Raw genomic sequence first — 21,607 nt, 5'->3', positions numbered from 1 at the left:
AGATACCTATCTTTGTTAGGTGTTGTTTTTTATTCAAGCAATTTGTTGGGTTTCCGACCTCAACCCAACCTACATTGATAAATGTTCAAACTCAGTCAGAGATTAATTTTAACTTTTAACTTTTAACTTTATTTAGGGTTTGCTGATTAAATATCAAAGTATTGACTGATATTGGTTTGAGCCTTTTTCAGTTATGAAAAAGTACCTAGTTTTTGGCTATTGTTGTCTCAAAATGGTAAAGTTTTGACCCTGACAATGCCCAAAATTTGACCGTAGCAGATAGTTTAAACTGTTCCCTGTTCCCTGTTCCCTGTTCCCTTCCTTCACTAACAAACTTTTTCAGCAAACCCTATTTATTCTTACTTTTGAATTTTGAATTTTGAATTTTGAATTCATTTCCACTCACCCTGCACAACAAATGCTGCCCAATAATAGGGTGCTTTCCAATTTGATGAATTCAACATTTCTAATTGAGTTTCTCTCATTGACTCCACAGGATTTTTTCCTGTTTCTAATATTTTCTGATAATAATTTTCCATTAATTCAGCAGTCGAATTATCTGCCACACTCCATAAACTTACTACTACTCTTTTAGCTCCCGCATACATAAATCCTCTGGTTAAACTGACTAATCCTTCCCCTCTAATTTCTTCCCCAACTCCCGTTTCACAAGCACTTAATACCACTAATTCCGCTGGCATTTCTAAATTAAATATATCGTTTAATTGTAAAAATCCTGGTTTTCCTTTGCCAGTTTTATCATACAAAGAAAGCACTAATCCTGATAATTCTGGTTGAGTTTCATTTAATAATCCGTGGGTAGCTAAATGTACTATTTGATATTGGGATAAATCGGGATTTATTGCGCTTTCTCGATTGGCATCGAAGTCTAAAGATAGTTGTTCTAAATTATCAGGTACTAATGCTAATATTGCTTCTGCTTCTTGACGGGTTCCTTCTAAGCGAGAGAATGATAAACCAAGAAAATCTTCTAGAGAACGGGTTAATGCCATTGCAATTAAATCCTTAGTTTCGGTTTCTTTTTTTGTTTGAGAAGTTGTTTGAAATCGGGGGTCATTATCTGCAAATACTGGGTCGGCAAAAACGGCTACTTTTTTCGGTGCAGGGGTTCTGCCTTTAACTTGTTCTCTGAGAATAGAAATACTTGAAGCTGAAGGTAAGGTGACTATTTCATGGTTGACAATTAGGGGTTGATAGTTGGTTTGATTGAGATTTTGTGGTAGTGGTAATGCTGCAAAGGGAATGGTCTGTAATATTCCATCTCCTACTATTAATAGTCGTTTATTTTCTAATTTATTTGCTACAGGCGACAATAATATTTCACTTAATTTATTTCCTGTTTCTGGTACTGGGGAAAGAGAGGTTATTTCTTCTCTAAATTGTTTAGCTAATTCTTCTATTTCCGTTCTTGGAAGTAATTCATAACTGCTAATTTCTGTGGGAGTTACTAACCATAAATAACTACGGTCTTCTCCCAGAGAATATTGTAAAAGTATAGTGTCTTGGTCGATAACTTGTTGTTGAATTTCTGAGGCAGTGAGGGGTTCTGGATATTTGAGGTTGGCGTAACGAGGACTGTTTTGTTTGATTTTTACTTCTAATTGTTGGAGTTGGTTGGTTAGGGTTTCAATTTGTTGTTTGAGTTCGTCGGGGTTGTATCCAGGGGTATTGAGTTGTCGCGCTTGATCTAAGGTGTTGAGTTTTTGTAGTAGTTGTTTTTCTTGGGTGAGAAGTTTGGGGTCTACTCCAGTTTTGATGTCAGCTCCTGATTCTGCTAGGATGTCTAGTAGACTTCTAGCATGACTGCGTTCGCTGGCGCTTAATGCTTTGCTGTCATAACCTTCGTTGGGGTTTTGTTTGTGGAGTTGCATTAGGAGGTTGATGTAGAATTGATAGTAATTTTGAACTGTGGCAAAGTAGGATGTGCGGAGGTCAGTTGCGATGATTTTGCTCCGGAGTTGTTCGATGATGTTGATGGATAATTCCATGTCTGTTAATGCTGCGGTGAGGTTGCCTTGACTGCGCTTTAGGAGTGCGAAATTATAGAGAGTGGTAGCCTCCCCTGCTTTATTTCCCAATTGTTGCGATAGAGTCAGGGATTGATTGTAGTAATCAAGTGCCTTTTGTTTTTCTCCTAAATCATTGTAGACACGGCCAATATTATTGAGAGTGGCAGCTTCCGCTGATTTATCCCCCACTTGTTGTAATAGTGGTAGGGATTGATTGTAGTAATTAAGTGCCTTTTGTTTTTCTCCTAAATTATCGTAGATACCGCCAATATTATTGAGACTTGTACCAACACCAGATTTATTTCCCACTTGTCGTGATAGAGTCAGGGATTGATTGAGGTAATTGAGTGCTGTTTGTTTTTCTCCTAAATTATCGTAGACAAGGCCAATATTATTGAGAGTGGCAGCTTCCGCTGATTTATCCCCTACTTCTTGCCATAGTGGTAGGGATTGATTGTAGTAATTAAGTGCCTTTTGTTTTTCTCCTAAATTATCGTAGATACCGCCAATATTATTGAGACTTGTAGCAACACCAGATTTATCCCCCACTTGTCGCGATAGAGTCAGGGATTGATTGCAGTAATCAAGTGCCTTTTGTTTTTCTCCTAAATTATCGTAGATACCGCCAATATTATTGAGAACGCCAGCTTCTCTTGTTTGATCTCCCACTTGTCGTGATAGTGGTAGGGATTGATTGTAGTAATCAAGTGCCTTTTGTTTTTCTCCTAAATCATTGTAGACAGCGCCAATATTATAGAGAGTTATAGCAACACCAGATTTATTTCCCACTTGTCGTGATAGTGGTAGGGATTGATTGTAGTAATTGAGTGCTGTTTGTTTTTCTCCTAAATCATTGTAGACACGGCCAATATTATGGAGAGTGGCAGCTTCTCTTGTTTGATCTCTTACTTCTCGCCATAGTGGTAGGGATTGATTGTAGTAATTGAGTGCTGTTTTTTTTTCTCCTAAATCATTGTAGACACGGCCAATATCAGTAAGAGTCCTAGCTTCCCCTGTTTGATCTCCCACTTGTCGTGATAGTGGTAGGGATTGATTGAAGTAATCGAGTGCCTTTTGTTTTTCTCCTAAATCATTGTAGACAGCGCCAATATTATAGAGAGTTGTAGCAACACCAAATTTATTTCCCACTTGTCGTGATAGTGGTAGGGATTGATTGTAGTAATTGAGTGCTGTTTGTTTTTCTCCTAAATCATCGTAGATACCGCCAATATCAGTGAGAGTCCTAGCTTCCCCTGTTTGATATCTCACTTCTTGCCATAGTGGTAGGGATTGATTGAAGTAATCGAGTGCCTTTTGTTTTTCTCCTAAATCATTGTAGACACGGCCAATATTATAGAGAGTTGTAGCAACACCAAATTTATTTCCCACTTGTCGTGATAGTGGTAGGGATTGATTGTAGTAGTTGAGTGCTGTTTGTTTTTCTCCTAAATCATGGTAGACACGGCCAATATTATGGAGAGTGGCAGCTTCCCTTGTTTGATCTCTTACTTGTTGCAATAGTGGTAGGGATTGATTGTAGTAGTTGAGTGCTGTTTGTTTTTCTCCTAAATCATTGTAGACACGGCCAATATCAGTGAGAGTCCTAGCTTCCCCTGTTTGATCTCTCACTTCTCGCCATAGAGTCAGGGATTGATTGAAGTAATCGAGTGCCTTTTGTTTTTCTCCTAAATCACTGTAGACACGGCCAATACCTAGAAGCGTCAAAGCTTCCCAGGTTTTGTTACCAGCTTCCCGATAAAGTTGCAGTGCTTTTTCCGATATTTCTATTGCCTGTTTTTTAGATTCTGCTGTTCCTTGTTTAAGTAGTTCATATCCCTGCCTCAATAATTTTTCTGCCTCTGCATTGGGGTCTGTCTGAGCTATAACTTCTCCCCCATTGACAATATTGGGCAACATTAATACAGGCAAACTGACATTAAATAACATCAGACTATTAACACTGAGAATAGACAACCACCTCTTGGGAGAAACCATAAACTTAACCCTTGCCTCACAACTAGAAATTTTCAATACTATTATATTTCTAGTTTTAAGGAAGATATGCAGGTTATTTCAGTTATCAGTTACTTAATTACGTCATTGCGAGGGGGACGGGAAAAGCAATTATTTTTGTCTGCTCAACGTTAAACCCCCCGTGGCAATCTTTCAAATCACCTAACTATTTGATTTCCAGAGTTAAAATTCCCGCCCCTTTATCTATAACTATTCGTACTGCATCTAACCAAAGAACACCTATCAATATTTCTGGTAAATTATCCCCTGCATGAACTGGAATTGTAAATTCTTGTTCGTCCATTATCATCCGACCTTCATAAATATCAAAATATGCCATCCCTTGGGCTGTACTTAACATTATATTTGAACGAATTTTTTCCCACCCCAAAACTTCTATATCTTGAGTCGGGATTGCCAAATAACCTGTCGTAAATCCAGTGTCTAAAATAGTATCAACAGGAATAATTTCACCATTTTTAGCAATTAGTTCAATCTCAAATATTAGCTCTCCTTCCTCTCCAAATCTCCCAGAAATCATTTAGATTTTCCCACAAGCTCCTGTTTCATTAATCCGATAAGTTACTAACTGACTTGTAGGACAATATATCGTTAATCTTTTCATCAAATTTTTCAAGTCATTGTCAAGTAAATAATAACCACTTTCTGGTTCAATAGCAATGAACCAATTGTAATAATTTTTAATCAGTCGCGGTCGGATTTTTTCAAATATTTTAAAGCAGCTTTCTCCACGCTTTTTTCTTTCAATTGCTCGTCGTTCTAATTCTTCAGCAGAAAGAGAATTTGTAGAAAATATGTTATTTTTTTTAGGCCGAGAATTCTTGATTAATTGTGTCATATTTTTTTGAGAATAGCCCTGCTATTGTAATATTAAAGTTATAATTAGTGATTTGTCAAATTTGCCAATATCTCCTTAACTCGTTCCGTTGCTGCTGCTAATAATTTGACTCAACTTCCCTGAAATTTTCAGCATTCATTTCCCATAAATGTCCTAAAATTATATTATTCTGAGGAATGCCTTGGTCGATTAAATCTTGAGTAATACCCTGTTCTATACCATCATATTCAACATAAACTGTTCCCTCTCCTAGAGTAATATAAATAATATTTCCTCTAACCGGGTATTGACAGTACCAAACAAATACTTAAATTATCAATACCCCCAATACCAATATTTGTTCTTTTTCTCCAATATTTCCTCCTGACTCCTGAGGACTCACAACAGTCATTTATAAGTATTCAACCGCAATTCGTAGCTCCCCCGGAGGGGGAACATGATATAACCTATCCCGGTTAATCATTGGGGGATTGCCCCTACAATTTTCATCTTGTATAGCAATGAGCGTTGGTATATTTACAAATTGCAGGAGGGGCTAAATAGCTAAAAGTCTATATTATCGGCAATTTATTCCCCCAGAAGAGCTGTTGCCTGTTGCCTGTTGCCTGCGCACAGCGCTATAATTTACCAACACCGATTTTTCAAATGACAAGTACTACCTTGCAATGATTTTATCATGTAAGGTAGTACCTATTAAATATAATGTTGCAATAATATCTGTTAAACAGATGCGTAAGCTTGTTCTAGTTGAGAACCAACTTGCGGAATAGACAGAGCATTTACATTCTGAGTTTTACCAGAACACTGCCAGAAAGCTTGAGCTACTCCTAAGTATCCTCTGGAAACTTTAGAAACATTTATAGCTGTGCTGATAACTGTTGGTAAACAAGGACTGGGTATGAAGGTTGTTAAAAAGGTATTAACCATAGAACACAACACTATAGTCCAAAAAAATCCTAATGCCGGTAATAAAACTAATTCAGGCGTGACGAAGCGACAGATGCGCTTCCATACAGCTTGTTGAGGTATTACAATAACTACGGCAAGCGTCGCAAAAAAGGGAATATTCAGTTTTTCTAACATTATTTTAGATCGTCAGAGTCAGGTTTATCGGGCGCAACAAATCAGACCTATACAAACCAAGGATACTGAATTGACAATCTGTCTAAATTTTCATAGAAAGTTGGCTCTTCATTCTCCTCTCAATGCCTACGAAGTTAGCTGACGGGCTAGGGCTGAGAGATTCCCTTCTCTGTATCTTTGTTTTTCTACATTCAAAGACTTCTAATCAGAGATAAGCCCCCTGTATTTGGTTCCTCCGCTCCAGCTACACTCTTACTGTGTCTTTCTTGCCGGATTAGGCTGACTGTCTTTTGCTTTTAATATTATGTTAACTTTTTTCTATCAGCTTTGTCAACACTTTTTTACAGAATTTTTTTTTAAATTTTATCAAAATTTTCAGCCTGAAATTTGAGAATATGGTTAGTAAAGTATTGAACTTTGGTTATACTGTTGCTCCCACTAAGGTTAAGGTACACCTAATATATTCCTAATACTTAGTACAGTTTTCCGCAAAATTTTAAATTTAGTGATTTGCAACATACATAAGTCACTAAGCCCATTGTTAGTTGTCACATACTAATAGTGATTAAAATCACTAAATATAGTAAGTGATCACACTTACTATATTAATGTTGCATCAGTATGTAACAATGATGTAACAATGGAAAATTATTAATACTATAACTCTAAAATTTAAAGGTGATTCTTATGTCTGTAGATCCTCCTGTCCATCTTCTTCCATGTGCGTTAGGAGACCTTTTTGCTCAAGCCAATGAAAACGGCTACATTACCCTAGCTGACCGCTATGGATTAATGGCTGCTATATTTGATGAATCTTTACAAGAATATGAAAAACGCTCAATAGACCGACTAATTCGTTCAATTTATAGAGGACGAATTAAAGTAGTTGATGAAATATCTGCTGTAGTATTAAATTATACTTAACAAAATAGTAAATTCAACTGTATCAAAACCTTTGCATAAAAACTCCAATCGACAACCTCTATATTTTTGCCATTAGAGCAATCTCTATTTTTTGTCATTAGAGCAATCTCCTTTTTTACCACTAGGTAGGGTAGCTCCACAAAAATCTGTTTGCTCTAATTTTGCTTGATTAAGATTTGCATTAGATAAATTAGCTCTGTTTAACTTAGCTTCCTCCATATATGCCTGGTACAAATCAGCCCAAGATAAATTAGTATCTGTCAAATCTGCCTTTTGCATAGTTGTACCATGCATAATTGCACCTGATAAATTAGCCCCTGCTAAATTTGCTTCAATCAAATTAGCACCGCTGAGAATAGCACCTCTTAAATTAGCTCCTGCTAAATTTGCTTTTTGTAAGTTAGCTCCTAATAAATTGGCTTCACTTAAATCCGCTTCGCTTAAGTCCGCTTGGCCCAAATCACAACCTTGACACTCATAAGTACTTAATAAACGCTGAATAGTTTTGATGCGTTCCATTGAATTAGATTTAGATTGAGCAAATACTGGAATAGTTAACCAGGATACTGTTAATAATGTCGCTGTTAATGGGTATAAAAATTTCATATTTTACTTCTTAATAAATTACTGAATTTAATGTTATTTTAGATATTTAATTTTGTTGACATCATATCATAAAAATTACATCATCATTTTTGCTGATTTTCATAGCAACCCTATCTCAAGACATTTTAGTTTCCATGCTCTTGTCTCTGACTGAGAATCAGAGTGACTTATCTAGTCGTCCACAAGGCTATGAATAACTATGTAGTATCTATTTTGTTTTTAAGGTACAGATGACTTGGTTTGCTTTGATCTATATTTTTATACTACATAAATAATATAAGACAAAAATTTCAAGGGTTGGAAGGAAAAAAAATTTTTTAACTGATTTAAGTTTGAGGCAATTACTCTTGACTAGGCCAAAACATAATTATGTAGTACACTTGATTAGTAATTTGAAGAAGGAGACAGCTATACTGGAGACAGCTATACTGGAGACAGGAGGAAAATTACATGGGGATAGTCAACGAAGGGCCGCTCCGCGTCTACGCTCCCCCAAGTAATGCGTGAACACGACCGTTGACGGTGGGGTATTAAACCCACAAAGAAAATGATAATATACAAATTCCCCAATGGGACAAAAATATTTTTATGAGGAGTGGGAAGCGATCGCGCAATAGAGTTTTATGCTGATTTTATTCCTTCTTCCTTCTTGCTTCTTCCTTCCTCCTTCCGATAGTATGATGATGAGAAATTGTATTTTTCATCTTAAAAGGAAACAGTCAAGATGACAGAAACACCGCCCCCAGAAAAGTCTGAAAAGTTGGGCATAGTTAATCAAGCACTTATTTTTATTGAAAAAGTTGGCAATAAACTGCCAGACCCCATTACATTATTTTTCTATCTTTCTATAGCAGTAATTTTGATTAGCGCGATCGCTAATTTGACAAATCTATCTGTTGTACATCCTGCAACTAAAGAAACTATTCAAGCAGTCTCTCTATTTACTCCTGAAGGTATCCGTAGAATAATTACTGAAGCGGTGAGTAATTTTGTTAATTTCCCTCCCCTGGGTACTGTACTTGTAGCAATGTTAGGGGTAGGAGTCGCAGAGTCTACAGGGTTAATTTCTGCTCTATTGCGTCAGGTAGTGTTAGTTGCTCCGGCAAAGTTTATTACTCCAGCAATTATTTTTTGTGGGGTAATGTCTAATCTTGCTTCTGATGCTGGATATGTGGTTTTAACTCCTCTTGCTGCTTTAGTATTTTTAGCATATAAACGTCATCCCATAGCAGGTTTAGCTGCTGGTTTTGCTGGAGTTGCTGGAGGTTATAGTGCTAATTTATTAATTGGAACTATCGATCCTTTATTAGCAGGAATTACTGAAAATTCGGCTAAATTAATTAATTCTGAATATACAGTTAATCCAGCAGTAAACTATTATTTTATGGTAGTTTCTACATTTGTTATTACTTTAGTTGGTTGGTATATTACGGATAAAATTGTAGAGCCTCGTCTTGGTAAATATGATGGGGAAATTAATCAAGAAGAAATTCCAGAATTGACTGCTGCTGAACGAAAAGGTTTGCGTTGGGCTGGATATTCTTTATTGGCTTTTGTAGTGCTTTTATTAATATTAGTTTTACCTCCCGAAGGAATTTTGCGCGACCCGGAAACTTTAACTATTATTCCTTCTCCTTTTTTCCAGGGAATTGTACCAATAATAATGGTAGGATTTATTCTGCCTGGTATTATCTACGGAAAAGCAGCAGGTACAATTCAGAGCGATAAAGATATTGCTCAAGGTATGACTCAGGCTATGAGTTTAATGGGTTATTATATTGCTTTATCATTTTTTGCTGCTCAATTTGTCGCTTATTTTGGTTGGAGTAATTTAGGCATTATCTTAGCTATTAATGGTGCAAATTTTCTCAAAGCTACTGGTTTTACTGGGTTGCCTTTGCTCATAAGTTTTATCATTGTTAGTGGTTTTATTAATTTATTTATTGGTTCGGCATCAGCTAAATGGAATATTATGGCTCCGGTATTTGTGCCAATGTTAATGTTAGTTGGTTATACACCAGAGTTGACACAAATGGTTTATAGAATTGGAGATTCTACAACTAATATTATTACGCCTCTGATGCCTTATTTTCCAATTATTGTTGCCTTTGCTCAGAGATACGATAAAAATACAGGAATGGGAACTTTAATTGCCACAATGCTGCCTTATTCTTTAGCTTTCCTAATATCTTGGTCAGCTTTATTTATCTTCTGGTTTATTTTCGGAATTCCCATTGGACCTGGAGCAGCAATTAGACTTTAATCTTTGGAAAAGAGGGAGTAGGGTGAAAAGACATAAGGTAAGCATTCAGCTATTAGCTGTGAGCTTTCAGCTTTCATGAAGGGGTTTTAATGAATATAAACTGTTTCAGACAGCTTTGACAGTAAGTATAAATTCTGGCTCAATATAATTAGTGATAAAAAAACTTTCTCTTTTTCCTCTTCTTTTTTCTTGCTTCTTCCTTCTTTCTTCCCTCCTGACTTCTGACTCCTGACTCCTGACTCCTCCGTCATCTTTTAGTGCTGGTTTTGGGAGAATATACTTCAGCAGCTTTTTCTGTTTTTGTCTGAGAAGCAGAAGTTTCTGGGATGTCTTTGCTTGGAGAAGATGGCACTTCTATTTGGTGTTCAGGAAATGATGATTCTTGAAATTGAGTAGATGTAGATGTTTGTAGTGGTTTTCCACCTTCTATTTGCACAGCAAACCACAGAATTTCTGCTAACTCTTTACCCGTTAAGTCAGACTTTACTTTTTGAAGGATATTTTGCAGACGTCGTTGTAGTTTTTCCTCTAGAGATATATCAGAACGAGAATCATTGTTTTGTGTCATAGCTCTTCAGAGTAGGTCAAATATTGGCGTTGGTAATTTAAAAGATGAATCAAGCACCGAATAGGTAGAGCGCCGAACTTGAGATCATGAATTAAAAGTCTGAGGGAATGCTTGAGCAGATCTAGGGATTTGGAGTAACATCAGGTTCGACGATCAAGTCTTGCCAAGTAATGCCAAAGAGCGAGTATTTTCTCCTTCTACCCTCGTCATGTAGGTTTTGCTAACTATACGATCTTCATGGCTGTATAAATTGTCCATAGACAGGATTACCGTCCCTTACCCAAAAGTAACACTGCCAATAAGCGTTAGCGAAGCTTTGCGTTAGCAATCGCTTGCCAAAGAATGATGAAAGTTTTAGCACTGCGGTCTCCTACTACCCAGCCAAGAATTCCTGACCGAAAATGATCTACCGCTGTCCAAATCCAGACTTTGTTTTTTTTTACCGATAAAAGTCTGCAATTCATCAACCTCTCCCACTTGAGGTGTGTCTTCTGCGTCGTAGGTATCAGGCAAAAGCTCTCCCACCTGTTTCACCCAATTAATAATGGTCGTATGGGCTACACTCTTTTACTCGACTAATCCCCCGGAAACCCATACCATTGACGTACATTTTGAGACACAGAGCCTTAATATCTTGACTATATCCAGGTGGATCATACAAATCAACTTGCCTGGCGACCACATTGGACACAAATGTAGTTTTGCTTTTGGCTTCGATGGCCATTTTTGCGGATATGTTTGCTAAGACACTCACCGACATTGCATGGAAAATGAAACTCCAACTCTATGGTACTTAGATATTTGATCCAATCCATAGCTCTTGGAGCGTTCAATTCATCTTTCTATTTACCAACGCCCAAATATTGGAGTATTTTTTCTACCAACTCTTTTCGTTTAGAATCAGATGGAGATTTTTCACCGCTCAATAGATAGATAGCATTTAGTAATTGGTCTGTCGCTAACTGTCCTTTGTTCCGTCGTTTGAGAAATATTTCAATTATATCTTCTGCCTTCTCAACAATATCTTCTCCTAAATGAGCTATAGCGATCGCTGTTAACTCATCTTTATCGGGTTCTTTCAACTCTAAACACAAACATCGTCGCAGAAAAGCAGGGGGAAATTCCCGTTCTCCATTACTGGTCAAAATTACGAAAGGAAAAGCCCCACATTTTACATTTCCTAAAGTGATTTTAGCATACTTTTGGTCACTGGTTCTCACAGTAACTTCTGGAGGTAGGCGATCGGCGATGCGTGCCAATTCGGGAATTTCAAACCATCCTTCCTCAAATATATTTAACAAGTCATTGGGTAGGTCAATGTCACTTTTATCTATTTCGTCAATTATTAGTACCCGAGGATGCTCGCTAGAAATGAAAGCTGTGCCCAAAAGTCCTAATTGTATATATTTGCCAATCTCAGATAAATTATCTTTTCCCTGAGCATCTTGTAATCTACCAATAGCATCATATCGGTATAATCCTTCCTGGAGAGTAGAACGAGTAGTAATATTCCAACGTAATACTTCTCCTAGTTGCAATTCTTTGGCCACAGCATAAGCTAAGGAAGTTTTACCAGTACCTGGTTTACCTGTAACTAATAGAGGACGTCGCAGGTAAAGAGCAGCATTAACCAGGTCTATTTCTTCTCCCTTGGGTTTATAAGTAGCACCCCGTTGTTCTTTGCTATTGCTAAATTTAACTACTATTTTATTAAAGCATATAGCATTTCTGACAGCGCTTTTCATTTAAGTATCTTGGGCATTGCTGAGGGGCGAGATGAATATAAGTGGGGTGGGTATCCTGCCTGCGGTGAAAATATTAGGAACGGGTAAGATGCCCATTCCACAAAACACAATATAATAATTATTAAAAATTATTAGAAATGCCAGCTAAAGATATTTATCATAATACTGTGAAAACTGCCCTAGAGAAAGATGACTGGATTGTTACCAATGACCCCCTAGTTATTCGCTGGGGAAAAAGAGATTTATAGTCATTCTGAATAAGACTGGAACACTTTTTTAGCTGAAACTCTTTCCAGGTAAGAAACCCTTGTCTCAATCTTAACTGGAATGACCATATATGTTGATTTAGGTGCATAAAAATTAATTGCTGCTGAAAAAGATAGTCAAAAAATTGCCGTTGAAGTTAAAATTTTTGTTGGTAAATCTGCTATAGATGATTTAGAGAAAGCGTTAGGTCAATATATTCTTTACTATGATTTATTAGTAAGAACGCAACCAGAAATGACTGGATATTTAGCTATTCATCAAGAAGCTTATGTTGACGTTTTTGAAGACCCTATTGGTCAAGTTTTATTAGAAAATAAACGACTTAAATTATTAGTTTTCGATGAACTTCAGGAGGTAATATTAAAATGGATAACTTAGACAACTTGAGAAAAGTTATTATTGAATCTCTGGGTTATTATGCTAATTTACGTTATGCAACAGGTGAAGTGAAGAGGTTACTAATTGTCGATCAAGATTCTGATAATTATCTCATTTTTTTAGAGGGATGGGAAAATAGAGAAAGAGTACATGGTTGTTTAGTTCATTTGCAAATTATAGATCATAAAATCTGGATACAAAGAGATGGAATAGAGTATGGTATTGCGACGGACTTAATGCAAGCTGGCATTCCTAAAGAGCAAATTGTTCTGGCATTTAAACCGGAACATATTCGTCCTTATACTGAATTTGCAGTTAAATAGTAGTCCATATTACTAATGTGGAGCGATCGCCAATCATTCACACAGTAAGTTGGGTTTTGCTCCGCTTAAGCTCAACAGTTAAGCACCCCAAATAGTAAGCTTTTTTGTCGTTTTTTACCGCCATTCTCTAAATTTTTAATTAAGTCAAATTCTTATCACTTTTTCCTATACTTCTAATACTAGTACTTTGCTAATCAACTAAAGCATGAATCAGAATATCTGTGAGAGATTTTTGCTTAATTTCATACCAAAACTTCGTGTCAACAATATCACATTTTGCACCAGCTTTAACGAGATGATCGTCTAGGAAAGTCAAACATTCTTTTGTCTCTGGATCTTCACCAATTTGTAAAAAACTAATTCCTAGTTCATAACTATTTTCTGTACCTGGAATTAGGTCGATTTTTTCAGTAGCATTAATAATTAAATTTACCAAAGCTTCTTGTTCATCAGAAATTTTATCTACTAATACTAGAATAATATCCCCATTTTTAGTTTTCTTTGCATCTCGGCGTTGAAAATAGTCATCCAGAGCATCTTCCAGACTACTTACTACATCTATTATTTCTGGAGGATTTTTTAGCTGAAATAGTTGAGCTAATTTTACTACTTCTGTGTTTATATGCTTGATAAAAGGACTAGAAGCAAGGTAAACAGTAATTCCATCATCATCTAATGATTGACAATGCTTGGCTAAATCAATGATTTTTATTTGTGCTGCAATCCAATCTTCATAATACAAATTAGAAGCAGACCAGCTTTCAAAACTTCGAGCAAAAATAAATGTGTAGTCTCGATTTTTTAGTAATGAAAGATTATCAGACATAAACTTTTACCTAGAATTTTAGTTGGGAGCAATATAGTTTTTTGTACTTATAATCACAATAGTAACAACTCAAATAAGTGTATGTCCATTAAATTAATATGAAATTATATCATGTCCGGATAATAGCGGGATCAAAAAACTATTCTTATTTCTTCTTTCTTCTTCTTTATTTCCTCCTGACTCCTGACTCCTAACTGCTTATGCAAACCCTAAATAGGTATTAATGCTGTGACTGCATAGCGATTTGGAGATAAATATTTTTTAGCTAAATTGAGTAATTCTTGTGGTTGAAATGCTGCTATTTTTTCTGGATAACTAATTGCTAACTCTGGATTTGCTATAGTAAAATAATAACCATAAAGACCTGCTAGCTGTCCTGGACTTTCAATGGAAAACACATAATCATTACATAATAAACGCTGACACCTAGCTAATTCTACCTCTGAAATCTCTTGATTTAATAACTCATAAAGCTGATCGCCAATTCGTGCTTCTACTTCTGGAATATCTTTCGGTTCTAGCATGGCGCTAATTGTAAATAAACTTGAGTCTTGCTGCAAAGAGAAACTGCTAACAATTCCTTGCACTAAACCTAAATCTTCGCGCAATTCTCGAACCAATCTAGAATTTCTACCATCGGCTAATAATATTGACAGTAAATCTAATCCATAAGCATCATCTAGTTGTTCGACTCCAGGTCCGAGCCAAGCCATTGTTAGACGACCTTGTTCTAATCTGGGCAAATATATTTCCTGGCGACGAACTTCAGTTATTAACGGCTCTGCTGCTATCTCGACTCGCGGACAATGAGAAGATTTTTCGGGAAAATTGGCAAAAGCTGCATTGACTAATTCTATTACCTGGGTTTCCTCTACTCTCCCAATAACTACCACTGCCATATTCTCTGGTTGATAGTGATGATTGTGAAAACAACGCATTTCATCAACTTCTCGCTCTCTCAGAAGTTCTGCCGTACCCATAACTGAACGTCGGTAGGGATGATATTTGTAAACATTCTCCATCAATGCTTGAAAACCTATCGAATCAACACAGTCTTCTGATTGACGAATTTCTTCTAATACCACTTCCCGCTCTCTAGCAAATTCTGATTCTGGTATGGAGGCACGCAACAATAATTCTGCCAATGGATGTACTACTTCTTCTACATATTGGGCAGCAGTTGTAATAAAAAAATGAGCATAGTCGTGACTTGTAGCAGCATTTGCTATTCCGCCACGATTTTCAATTATTTGATCAAAGATTCCAGGACTTAATTTTTCTGTTCCCTTAAAAATCATGTGTTCTAGGAAGTGAGCCATACCTGACCATTTATCGGGTTCCTCCCTAGCACCTGCTCTTACCCACACATCTATCACCACTGCTGGAGTGACTGAAATATATTGATGAATAATTGTTAGACCATTATCCAGCTTGAAAACGTTAGCTGGAAAATTAGGAGTAGAAATTACTACAGACAATTCTTTTAATAATTAAATTTGGGCTGAAATTTTATTTGCATTGAATTTTAAAATTATATAACTTTTGTATAAGATGATTTGTAATATTTAATACAATTGAATTTTCACCGTAAGTAGTATGCACCCTACAAATTTTGCAGAAAATTAGGTGTGTCAGTTCACTACTGGAGTACTTGATTGGTTGGTTTTGGTTTTCTCTTAGGAGCACAGAGCGATCGCCCTGTTTCTTCTTTCTTTGATTATGGTGCATTAATGAAATGTAACGCACCCTACTGGACCGACACAGCTAAAAATGTGCATTAGAAAATGGGGGGGTGGGGGATTGTAATGACCGGGTGATGCGGTGATTATCAAAAAGCCTAATGCACTATTTTAGGCGTGTCAGTCTACTACTGGACTTAATTATTCGGTAAAATATATTTATATTAGTTAAATTTATGAAATAGTCTCAAATATATTTGGAATTTAAACTGATTTTTGCCAAAAAAGTTGAAATGAGCTATTTAGGGGAAAAAATGGGGGAATTTGGGCTGTGATAGCACAGCTAAACGTAGTTATCGCTTCTCGTTGGCCATTTTTTAAAAGTATTGATATGTAAGAAATACAGGGTAGTTGCTTGTCAAGAAATTTTCGTGTATTTTTGAGGTAAGTGATTCGCTCTGCGTAGGTGCTGATTAAAATGAAAAGAGGATTAGTGAGTGGGAGTGCGATCGCGTAGCTGAAAAAAGCAAAGTGCGGGGAGGGTGGGAAGTGTGGGGAGGGTGGGAAGACAGGGAAAGTAGGAGGAATAATGGTTCTTTGATTTTTATGCCCCCCTCACCCCAAAATTCTCACTTTTAAAGGGTAAATGAATTGAAACAGGCGTACTTTTTGGGGTCGAAAAAAGTGCCTGGTATCACGTCTAATATCATGTTCGGTTGAATACTTATAATATCTGTAGACCAAAGGCAGAAGGCAGAGGGCAGCTATGCTGAAGGGAAAGAGCAAGGTTAGAAGGCAGAAGGTTTATTATAACTGATTATCCGTTAGCGTAGCTCCCCCGGAGGGGAACATGATATAAAACGCTCAAAAAGGAGCGTATTTTAGGCGCATAGTTGGGCAGAACAATCTTGGGACAATTCTTACTCCTACCTCCTGGCTCATTCCCATTTCTCCTGTCTTCCCCTCCTGGGAGGGGGAGGGGTTAGGGGTGGGTTTCTCCTACCCCTACTAAAAGACTTTTGAGCGCAAACCCTAATTATCCGGACATGATATAACAGGTCAAAAAAACAAAAGCGTAGTCAAATTTCCTAAAATGATTGACTACGCTAAAAATTTAATTTTATAGTTCTATCTCAGTTTCCACCCTGAGTTTTGTTGCTATCTAAATATCGAGATAAATCTAGATATTTATAGACGAATATTACCAATATTAACACTAGGTACATTAGCACCACCAAAAGTGCTGATAAATACTGGTTCATTAGGACCAGGAACAGTTTGAGTAAAGATTGCTGCCTGCTCTGGGTTTAGGTCTTGCCGAACTGTATAACTAGCATCTGCTAAGTTTGAGAAACCGTAATTACCGTTGACATCAGTAGCAACGAATATTTCATCAGCATCTCGAACAGAGTTGTTGTTTTGGTCGAAGTAAATAACAACACCGCCAATACCAGGTTCGCCAGCATCTAGGAAACCATTACCATTGAGGTCTTCAAAAGTTATCCCACTAATACTACCAGTACCACTAGGTGGTATGGGTGGTTGAGGTGGTATAACTGGTGGGTTAGCACTGTTGCCAAAGTTGACAAAGTTAGCATCATCACCTGCAAACAGAGTTAGAGTTGGGTCTTGGTTAGTTTGGAATAGACCTGGTGGCGGAATTTGGCGGATGGTATAAGTGCCAGGAGGTAACTCATCAAAGTCGTATACTCCAAGTGAATCAGTAATCGCAGTACGTTCCTCATTATCTAGAATTGAGTTATCGTTGCGATCTAGAAATACTGTAGTACCAGGAATACCATTCTCTCCTGGATCTAACAGACCATCACCGTTGATATCATTGAAAACAATACCACCAATACTAACAACAGGAAGAACAGCTTTTGGTAACCCTGTTGGATCGTTGGCAAAGTTAACAAAGTCAGCGTTATCCCCTTCTATCAAAGTGATAATAACTGGTTCTGGAGTAGTAGAGTCAGTGAAACCAGGCAGTGGTTCCTGACGAATAACATAGGTTCCTGGAGACACATTGGGAATATCGTAGCGACCAAATTCATCGGTAAGTGCAAATCGTTCGCCATCATCTCGTTCCCCATTATCGTTGGCATCTATATAGATAACAGCATCAGGTAGTTGAGGTTCACCTGCATCTGCTAAACCATCTCCGTTTTCATCTATGAATGCAATACCAGAAATATTAGCAAGACCAGGAGGAGGAATTATCGGAGACTGGCCAAAGTCAATTTCCAGATTGGAATTTTCAAACTCATCAACAGTAATTGTGAGGTCTGTTAGAGTAGTAGAAGTAAAGTTGTCCGGATTTGGAATCAGACGTAGTGTGTAAGTACCTGGCAACAAACCAACAATTGCATATTCTCCGTCTGTGTTTGTAAAGGTATTAGGTTCAATATCGTCATTATCAAGAATGCCATTTTCATTGATATCGACATAGATACGGAAACCAGGAACACCCCTTTCTACAAATTCGTCAGGGTCAAGGATGCCATTACCGTTAGTATCGTTAAAGTCTTGGATACCGTTACTGTTAAAGTCTTCAAAAACAATTCCAGTAATTAAGGTTTCTGGTTGGTTTCCAAAGTTGTAAACAACACTACCGTCAGCTGATACAACTGGTGGTGGAGTAGTTTGCTTGAACCCTGTGCGATCAAGAATTTGTAGAAGCGGAAATGAGCCTGATACATCTGATGTATCTAGACCATAAGTACCACCAGGACCACTAATTTGATTTGGTTCAAATCCTTGTATTTGTCCATCTCGGTGCACATCTAGGAACACCTCAACACCAGGCAAACCAACTTCCCCTTTTAGAGGTTCAAATAGTCCGTTACCATTGTTGTCAGCAAATACAATACCACTAACAGTATCTTCATCTGGTGATGTGACGTTAACACCAACATCAATATCATTGAGACTCTGACCAACTGGAAGATTAATTGGAGTGGGTGAGATATTGAGGTCTGGTGGTACCTGACCAACAGTAACACTAATAATGGGATTACTGCTAGTTAGGAATAAGTTTTCTTGCAGAACAACATCAACTGTGTAATTCCCTGGGGTTAAACCATTAAAGACATAACGACCATCAGGATCGGTGAAAGTTTCAGGTTCACTTGTATCAAGGTTTCCGTCGCCGTCTAAGTCTTCGCCATCATCCAACACACCGTTCAGGTTGAGGTCTTCGCTGCTATCCAGGTTTCCGTCGCCGTCTATATCTAGGAAAACTTGAGCAGTTGGAATACCTGCTTCCCCAGACTCTTGAAAACCACTGTTATCGCTATCAGTGAAGATTACACCGCTAATGCTGGTGTTGGGGTCAAAGATACTACTATCACCGAAGTTATAAACGACAGTCTGACCAGGAACAACAGGAACAATAGGAGTAGGAGTAGTGTTGACAAAACCAGCAGGTGGTGTTTCTCGTACTCTGTAGTTACCTGGTGGCAAGGTAAACCGATATTCCCCGTGAGCATCTGTAAGCGTAAATGGTTCATTAGCTTCCGCTAAACCATTATTATTGAGGTCTACAAAGATTTCGACACCTATAAGTCTTGGTTCATCTGGGCCGGCTAAACCATCACCATTGCGATCGTCAAATTTAACACCAGCAATTGTACCCGTGCTATCAGTATTTACAATTGGGGGAAGAACTGGAGGAGGAACTGGGGTAGGACCTGGGGGAGGAATAGGAGTTGGAGGAGGGGGAACTATTGTTACATCAGGTTGGTTGCCAATATTCACGAAATTAACGTCGTCACCCCCAACTATGGTAATTACTGGATCGGGAGTAATTTGGGTAAAACCTGGTTGTTGAACTTCCCTGACTACATAATTATTCGGTGGTAAACCTTCAAAGCTATAGCTACCATCTACGTTTGTAATAGATGTAGGTTCATCGGGATCTAGAACTTGGTTATTATTGGTATCTAGGTAAATAGTGAATCCACCAAGACCAGGTTCATCTGGATCTACTATATTGTTGCCATTATTGTCACTAAATTTAGTACCAGCGATTCTGCCTGTTAATGTAACTTGACTACTAATTCTGGTAGCTTCTGTTGTAGCAGTATCAGTATCAGTGGTCACTTCTGCTGTGGCAGTGCCAGCATCAGTGGTTACTTCTGCAGCAGTGCCAGCATCAGTAGTTCCCTCTGGTGCTGGTTCTGGAACTGGTTCTGGAACTGGTTCTGGAACTGGTTCTATAACTGGTTCTGGAACTGGTTCTATAACTGGTTCTGGAACTGGAACTGGATCTACAATTACAGCATTACCAACATTCAAGATAATGGGAGCATCACCTTGCAAAACGTTAATAGGTGCATTCAGAGTAATTTCTTGATCTGGAGTAGTTTGCACAAAACCTGGTTGGGGTATTTCTCGCAGAAAGTAAGTTCCTACAGGAGGATTAGTAAAGCTAAAGTCACCAGCAACATTTGATATTGCAGCAGGTTCTGTAGGGTCTAGTATATTGTTGCCGTTTTGGTCTAAGTAGAGAGTGAAGTTAGCTAAACCAGGTTCTCCTGGATCTAGAACTCCATTGGAATTAAAATCGTTGAACTTATTCCCAATTAAGTCACCCTGAAGTAAAGGGGTGTCAGGAGCAGTACCAATATTTACGAAGTTAGAATCGTCCCCACTAGTGACAATAATAACTGGATCTGGTGTTGTTTGAGTAAATCCTGGTTGAGGTACTACTCTGACAACATAAGTATCTGGGGGTAAAGTATTAAAGCTGTACTCACCTTCACTGTTAGTAATCCTAAATGGTTCTTCTGGGTCAAAGATACCATTTTCATTCAGGTCTAGATATACAGTAGAGTTTGATAAACCTACATCTCCTGGGTCAATAGCACCATTGCTATTGTTATCTACAAAATTGACACCAGCGATTACATTTCTTTCAGCATTACCAAAGTTAACACCTAATAAAGTTCCCCCATCAGGTACATCAACAGTCTGAGAATCAGTTGTCAGATTGAATCCTATTTGTTGCTCTGCTTCCCGAATAGTCAGGCGAGTTGCTGGAAGATTAGGTAAGAAGTAAACACCATTAGTATCAGTGATATCAAATGGTTCACCCACATCTAGAATGTGATTACTATTGAGATCTGCATAGATAGTAAAGTTTGGTATTCCAGGCTCGTCAGGGTCTAAAATACCATTAGCATTAAGATCGAGATATTTCGCTCCTTCAACATTACCAGTCCCGCTAGGAGTAACTATACCAATATCTAGAGCTATATTTGGTTGTTCTTCTTCTAGACCAGTAATTATAATTACTGAATTAGGAGTTGTTCTTGCTTCGTCTAGTTCCCTAATCACATCAATGTTGTATTGGCCAGGGAATACGTCTACATATGAATAAAAACCAAATTCATCTGTAAAAGTACTGGCTTCCCCCTCCTCTAAAATACCATTTCGGTTGGCATCAAGGAATACTTGGCTGTTAGAAATTCCTGGTTCCCCAGAGTCACGGACACCATTAATATTTAAGTCTTCAAATAATACACCACTAATATTACCTCTACCTGGTCCTGTCACTGGAGTGGGAACTGGAGTGGGAATTGGAGTGGGAATTGGAGTTGGTTCTGGAGTGGGAACTGGTGGTGGTGGTGGGGCAATGCCACTACCAAGAGCTATCCTGCTCTCTCTGACCATACTCCCACCGACTATACTCACCGGAACTGGCAGTGGTGTAGTTGAAACAGTGCCACTGGGTGGAACCTGTCTGACAAAATATTCACCATCTACTAATCCCAAGAAGTTGTAGACACCATCTGAACGACTAATGTTAGATAATTCATTGGGGTCTTGAATACCGTTATTATTCTGGTCAAGATAGACTGTAACATTAGGTATTGTTGGTTCTGATGTATCAAAAATACCATCATTATCTGTATCATTAAATGTGACACCTACTATATTACCGCTCCCTCCAAGTTGGGAGCCTATTCTTGTTTCATCACTCACGTTCTAACTCCTCCACCGTAAATTTATGCTATTGACACTCCCAGCGTTAAATCGC

The 21,607-nt window shown here is 37.8% G+C and carries 18 protein-coding genes, 2 pseudogenes and 1 riboswitch; of the genes and pseudogenes, 7 read left to right on the top strand and 13 right to left on the bottom strand.

Annotated features, from left to right (window positions below):
- Window positions 1–392: 392 nt before the first annotated feature.
- The 5 genes and pseudogenes from F6K18_RS23245 to F6K18_RS23225 all read right to left on the bottom strand — a co-directional run bounded on the left by F6K18_RS23245 (window position 393) and on the right by F6K18_RS23225 (window position 5,985).
- Entirely contained in the window at window positions 393–3,947 is a 3,555-nt protein-coding gene (locus F6K18_RS23245) for a tetratricopeptide repeat protein (protein ID WP_375341342.1), read from the bottom strand.
- 262 nt (window positions 3,948–4,209) lie between these two features.
- Window positions 4,210–4,584 (bottom strand): aspartyl protease, encoded by a 375-nt coding sequence (locus F6K18_RS23240; RefSeq protein WP_287275828.1) that lies wholly within the window; start codon window positions 4,582–4,584, stop codon window positions 4,210–4,212.
- On the bottom strand, window positions 4,585–4,902 hold the full coding sequence (locus F6K18_RS23235) for a hypothetical protein (protein WP_287275827.1): 318 nt from the start codon (window positions 4,900–4,902) through the stop codon (window positions 4,585–4,587). It lies immediately after the preceding gene.
- Window positions 4,903–4,999: 97 nt separating this feature from the next.
- Window positions 5,000–5,188, bottom strand: a pseudogene (locus tag F6K18_RS23230) (element excision factor XisI family protein); the annotation flags it as partial.
- A gap of 434 nt (window positions 5,189–5,622) precedes the next feature.
- Window positions 5,623–5,985, bottom strand: a complete 363-nt coding sequence (locus F6K18_RS23225; protein ID WP_124155865.1) for a hypothetical protein — start codon at window positions 5,983–5,985, stop codon at window positions 5,623–5,625.
- A 108-nt stretch (window positions 5,986–6,093) separates the two neighbouring features.
- Window positions 6,094–6,276, bottom strand: a riboswitch (cyclic di-AMP (ydaO/yuaA leader).
- Window positions 6,277–6,672: 396 nt separating this feature from the next.
- On the opposite strand from F6K18_RS23225, the gene F6K18_RS23220 reads away from it, so the two are divergent.
- The gene (locus F6K18_RS23220; protein ID WP_124146874.1) at window positions 6,673–6,909 is read left to right on the top strand and encodes a hypothetical protein; all 237 of its coding nucleotides are present in this window, start codon (window positions 6,673–6,675) and stop codon (window positions 6,907–6,909) included.
- An 84-nt stretch (window positions 6,910–6,993) separates the two neighbouring features.
- On the opposite strand, the gene F6K18_RS23215 is transcribed toward F6K18_RS23220, so the two are convergent.
- Complete coding sequence (locus tag F6K18_RS23215) at window positions 6,994–7,515, bottom strand: pentapeptide repeat-containing protein (protein ID WP_287524541.1); 522 nt, start codon at window positions 7,513–7,515, stop codon at window positions 6,994–6,996.
- Window positions 7,516–7,862: 347 nt separating this feature from the next.
- On the opposite strand from F6K18_RS23215, the gene F6K18_RS23210 reads away from it, so the two are divergent.
- On the top strand, window positions 7,863–8,015 hold the full coding sequence (locus F6K18_RS23210) for a hypothetical protein (RefSeq protein ID WP_287524538.1): 153 nt from the start codon (window positions 7,863–7,865) through the stop codon (window positions 8,013–8,015).
- Window positions 8,016–8,239: 224 nt separating this feature from the next.
- Entirely contained in the window at window positions 8,240–9,778 is a 1,539-nt protein-coding gene (locus tag F6K18_RS23205; protein ID WP_287524535.1) for an AbgT family transporter, read from the top strand.
- Window positions 9,779–9,864: 86 nt separating this feature from the next.
- On the opposite strand, the gene F6K18_RS23200 is transcribed toward F6K18_RS23205, so the two are convergent.
- The 4 genes and pseudogenes from F6K18_RS23200 to F6K18_RS23185 all read right to left on the bottom strand — a co-directional run bounded on the left by F6K18_RS23200 (window position 9,865) and on the right by F6K18_RS23185 (window position 12,091).
- Complete coding sequence (locus tag F6K18_RS23200; protein WP_287524533.1) at window positions 9,865–10,029, bottom strand: hypothetical protein; 165 nt, start codon at window positions 10,027–10,029, stop codon at window positions 9,865–9,867.
- Complete coding sequence (locus F6K18_RS23195; RefSeq protein ID WP_287524530.1) at window positions 10,026–10,346, bottom strand: hypothetical protein; 321 nt, start codon at window positions 10,344–10,346, stop codon at window positions 10,026–10,028. Before F6K18_RS23195 ends, F6K18_RS23200 begins: the two co-directional genes overlap by 4 nt.
- Window positions 10,343–11,128, bottom strand: a pseudogene (locus F6K18_RS23190) (IS1 family transposase). Before F6K18_RS23190 ends, F6K18_RS23195 begins: the two are co-directional and overlap by 4 nt.
- Before the next feature lie 60 nt (window positions 11,129–11,188).
- Window positions 11,189–12,091, bottom strand: a complete 903-nt coding sequence (locus F6K18_RS23185; RefSeq protein ID WP_287524527.1) for a MoxR family ATPase — start codon at window positions 12,089–12,091, stop codon at window positions 11,189–11,191.
- 137 nt (window positions 12,092–12,228) lie between these two features.
- On the opposite strand from F6K18_RS23185, the gene F6K18_RS36785 reads away from it, so the two are divergent.
- The 3 genes from F6K18_RS36785 (at window position 12,229) to F6K18_RS23175 (ending at window position 13,059) form a co-directional block, all read left to right on the top strand.
- Complete coding sequence (locus F6K18_RS36785; RefSeq protein WP_353735142.1) at window positions 12,229–12,339, top strand: element excision factor XisH family protein; 111 nt, start codon at window positions 12,229–12,231, stop codon at window positions 12,337–12,339.
- Window positions 12,340–12,454: 115 nt separating this feature from the next.
- A complete protein-coding gene (locus F6K18_RS36780; protein ID WP_353735144.1) occupies window positions 12,455–12,736 on the top strand; it encodes an element excision factor XisH family protein in 282 nt (93 codons plus the stop codon).
- Window positions 12,724–13,059 carry a XisI protein gene (locus tag F6K18_RS23175; protein WP_287524524.1) on the top strand — a complete coding sequence of 112 codons (336 nt, stop codon included), beginning with the start codon at window positions 12,724–12,726 and terminating at the stop codon, window positions 13,057–13,059. The genes F6K18_RS36780 and F6K18_RS23175 overlap by 13 nt, the downstream gene beginning before the upstream one ends.
- Window positions 13,060–13,249: 190 nt before the next feature.
- On the opposite strand, the gene F6K18_RS23170 is transcribed toward F6K18_RS23175, so the two are convergent.
- A complete protein-coding gene (locus tag F6K18_RS23170) occupies window positions 13,250–13,885 on the bottom strand; it encodes a hypothetical protein (RefSeq protein WP_287524522.1) in 636 nt (211 codons plus the stop codon).
- A gap of 209 nt (window positions 13,886–14,094) precedes the next feature.
- Window positions 14,095–15,363 (bottom strand): pitrilysin family protein, encoded by a 1,269-nt coding sequence (locus F6K18_RS23165; RefSeq protein ID WP_287524520.1) that lies wholly within the window; start codon window positions 15,361–15,363, stop codon window positions 14,095–14,097.
- A 177-nt stretch (window positions 15,364–15,540) separates the two neighbouring features.
- On the opposite strand from F6K18_RS23165, the gene F6K18_RS23160 reads away from it, so the two are divergent.
- The gene (locus tag F6K18_RS23160) at window positions 15,541–15,666 is read left to right on the top strand and encodes a hypothetical protein (protein WP_287524517.1); all 126 of its coding nucleotides are present in this window, start codon (window positions 15,541–15,543) and stop codon (window positions 15,664–15,666) included.
- Window positions 15,667–16,752: 1,086 nt separating this feature from the next.
- Here the strand turns inward: F6K18_RS23160 and F6K18_RS23155 are convergent.
- Window positions 16,753–21,552: an SdrD B-like domain-containing protein gene (locus tag F6K18_RS23155; protein ID WP_287524515.1), complete on the bottom strand. Its 4,800-nt coding sequence runs from the start codon at window positions 21,550–21,552 to the stop codon at window positions 16,753–16,755.
- Between the last annotated feature and the right edge of the window lie 55 nt (window positions 21,553–21,607).

Source organism: Okeania sp. SIO2C2 (assembly GCF_010692625.1).
Classification (GTDB): domain Bacteria; phylum Cyanobacteriota; class Cyanobacteriia; order Cyanobacteriales; family Microcoleaceae; genus Okeania; species Okeania hirsuta.
This window is presented reverse-complemented; position numbering and strand designations above follow the sequence as displayed.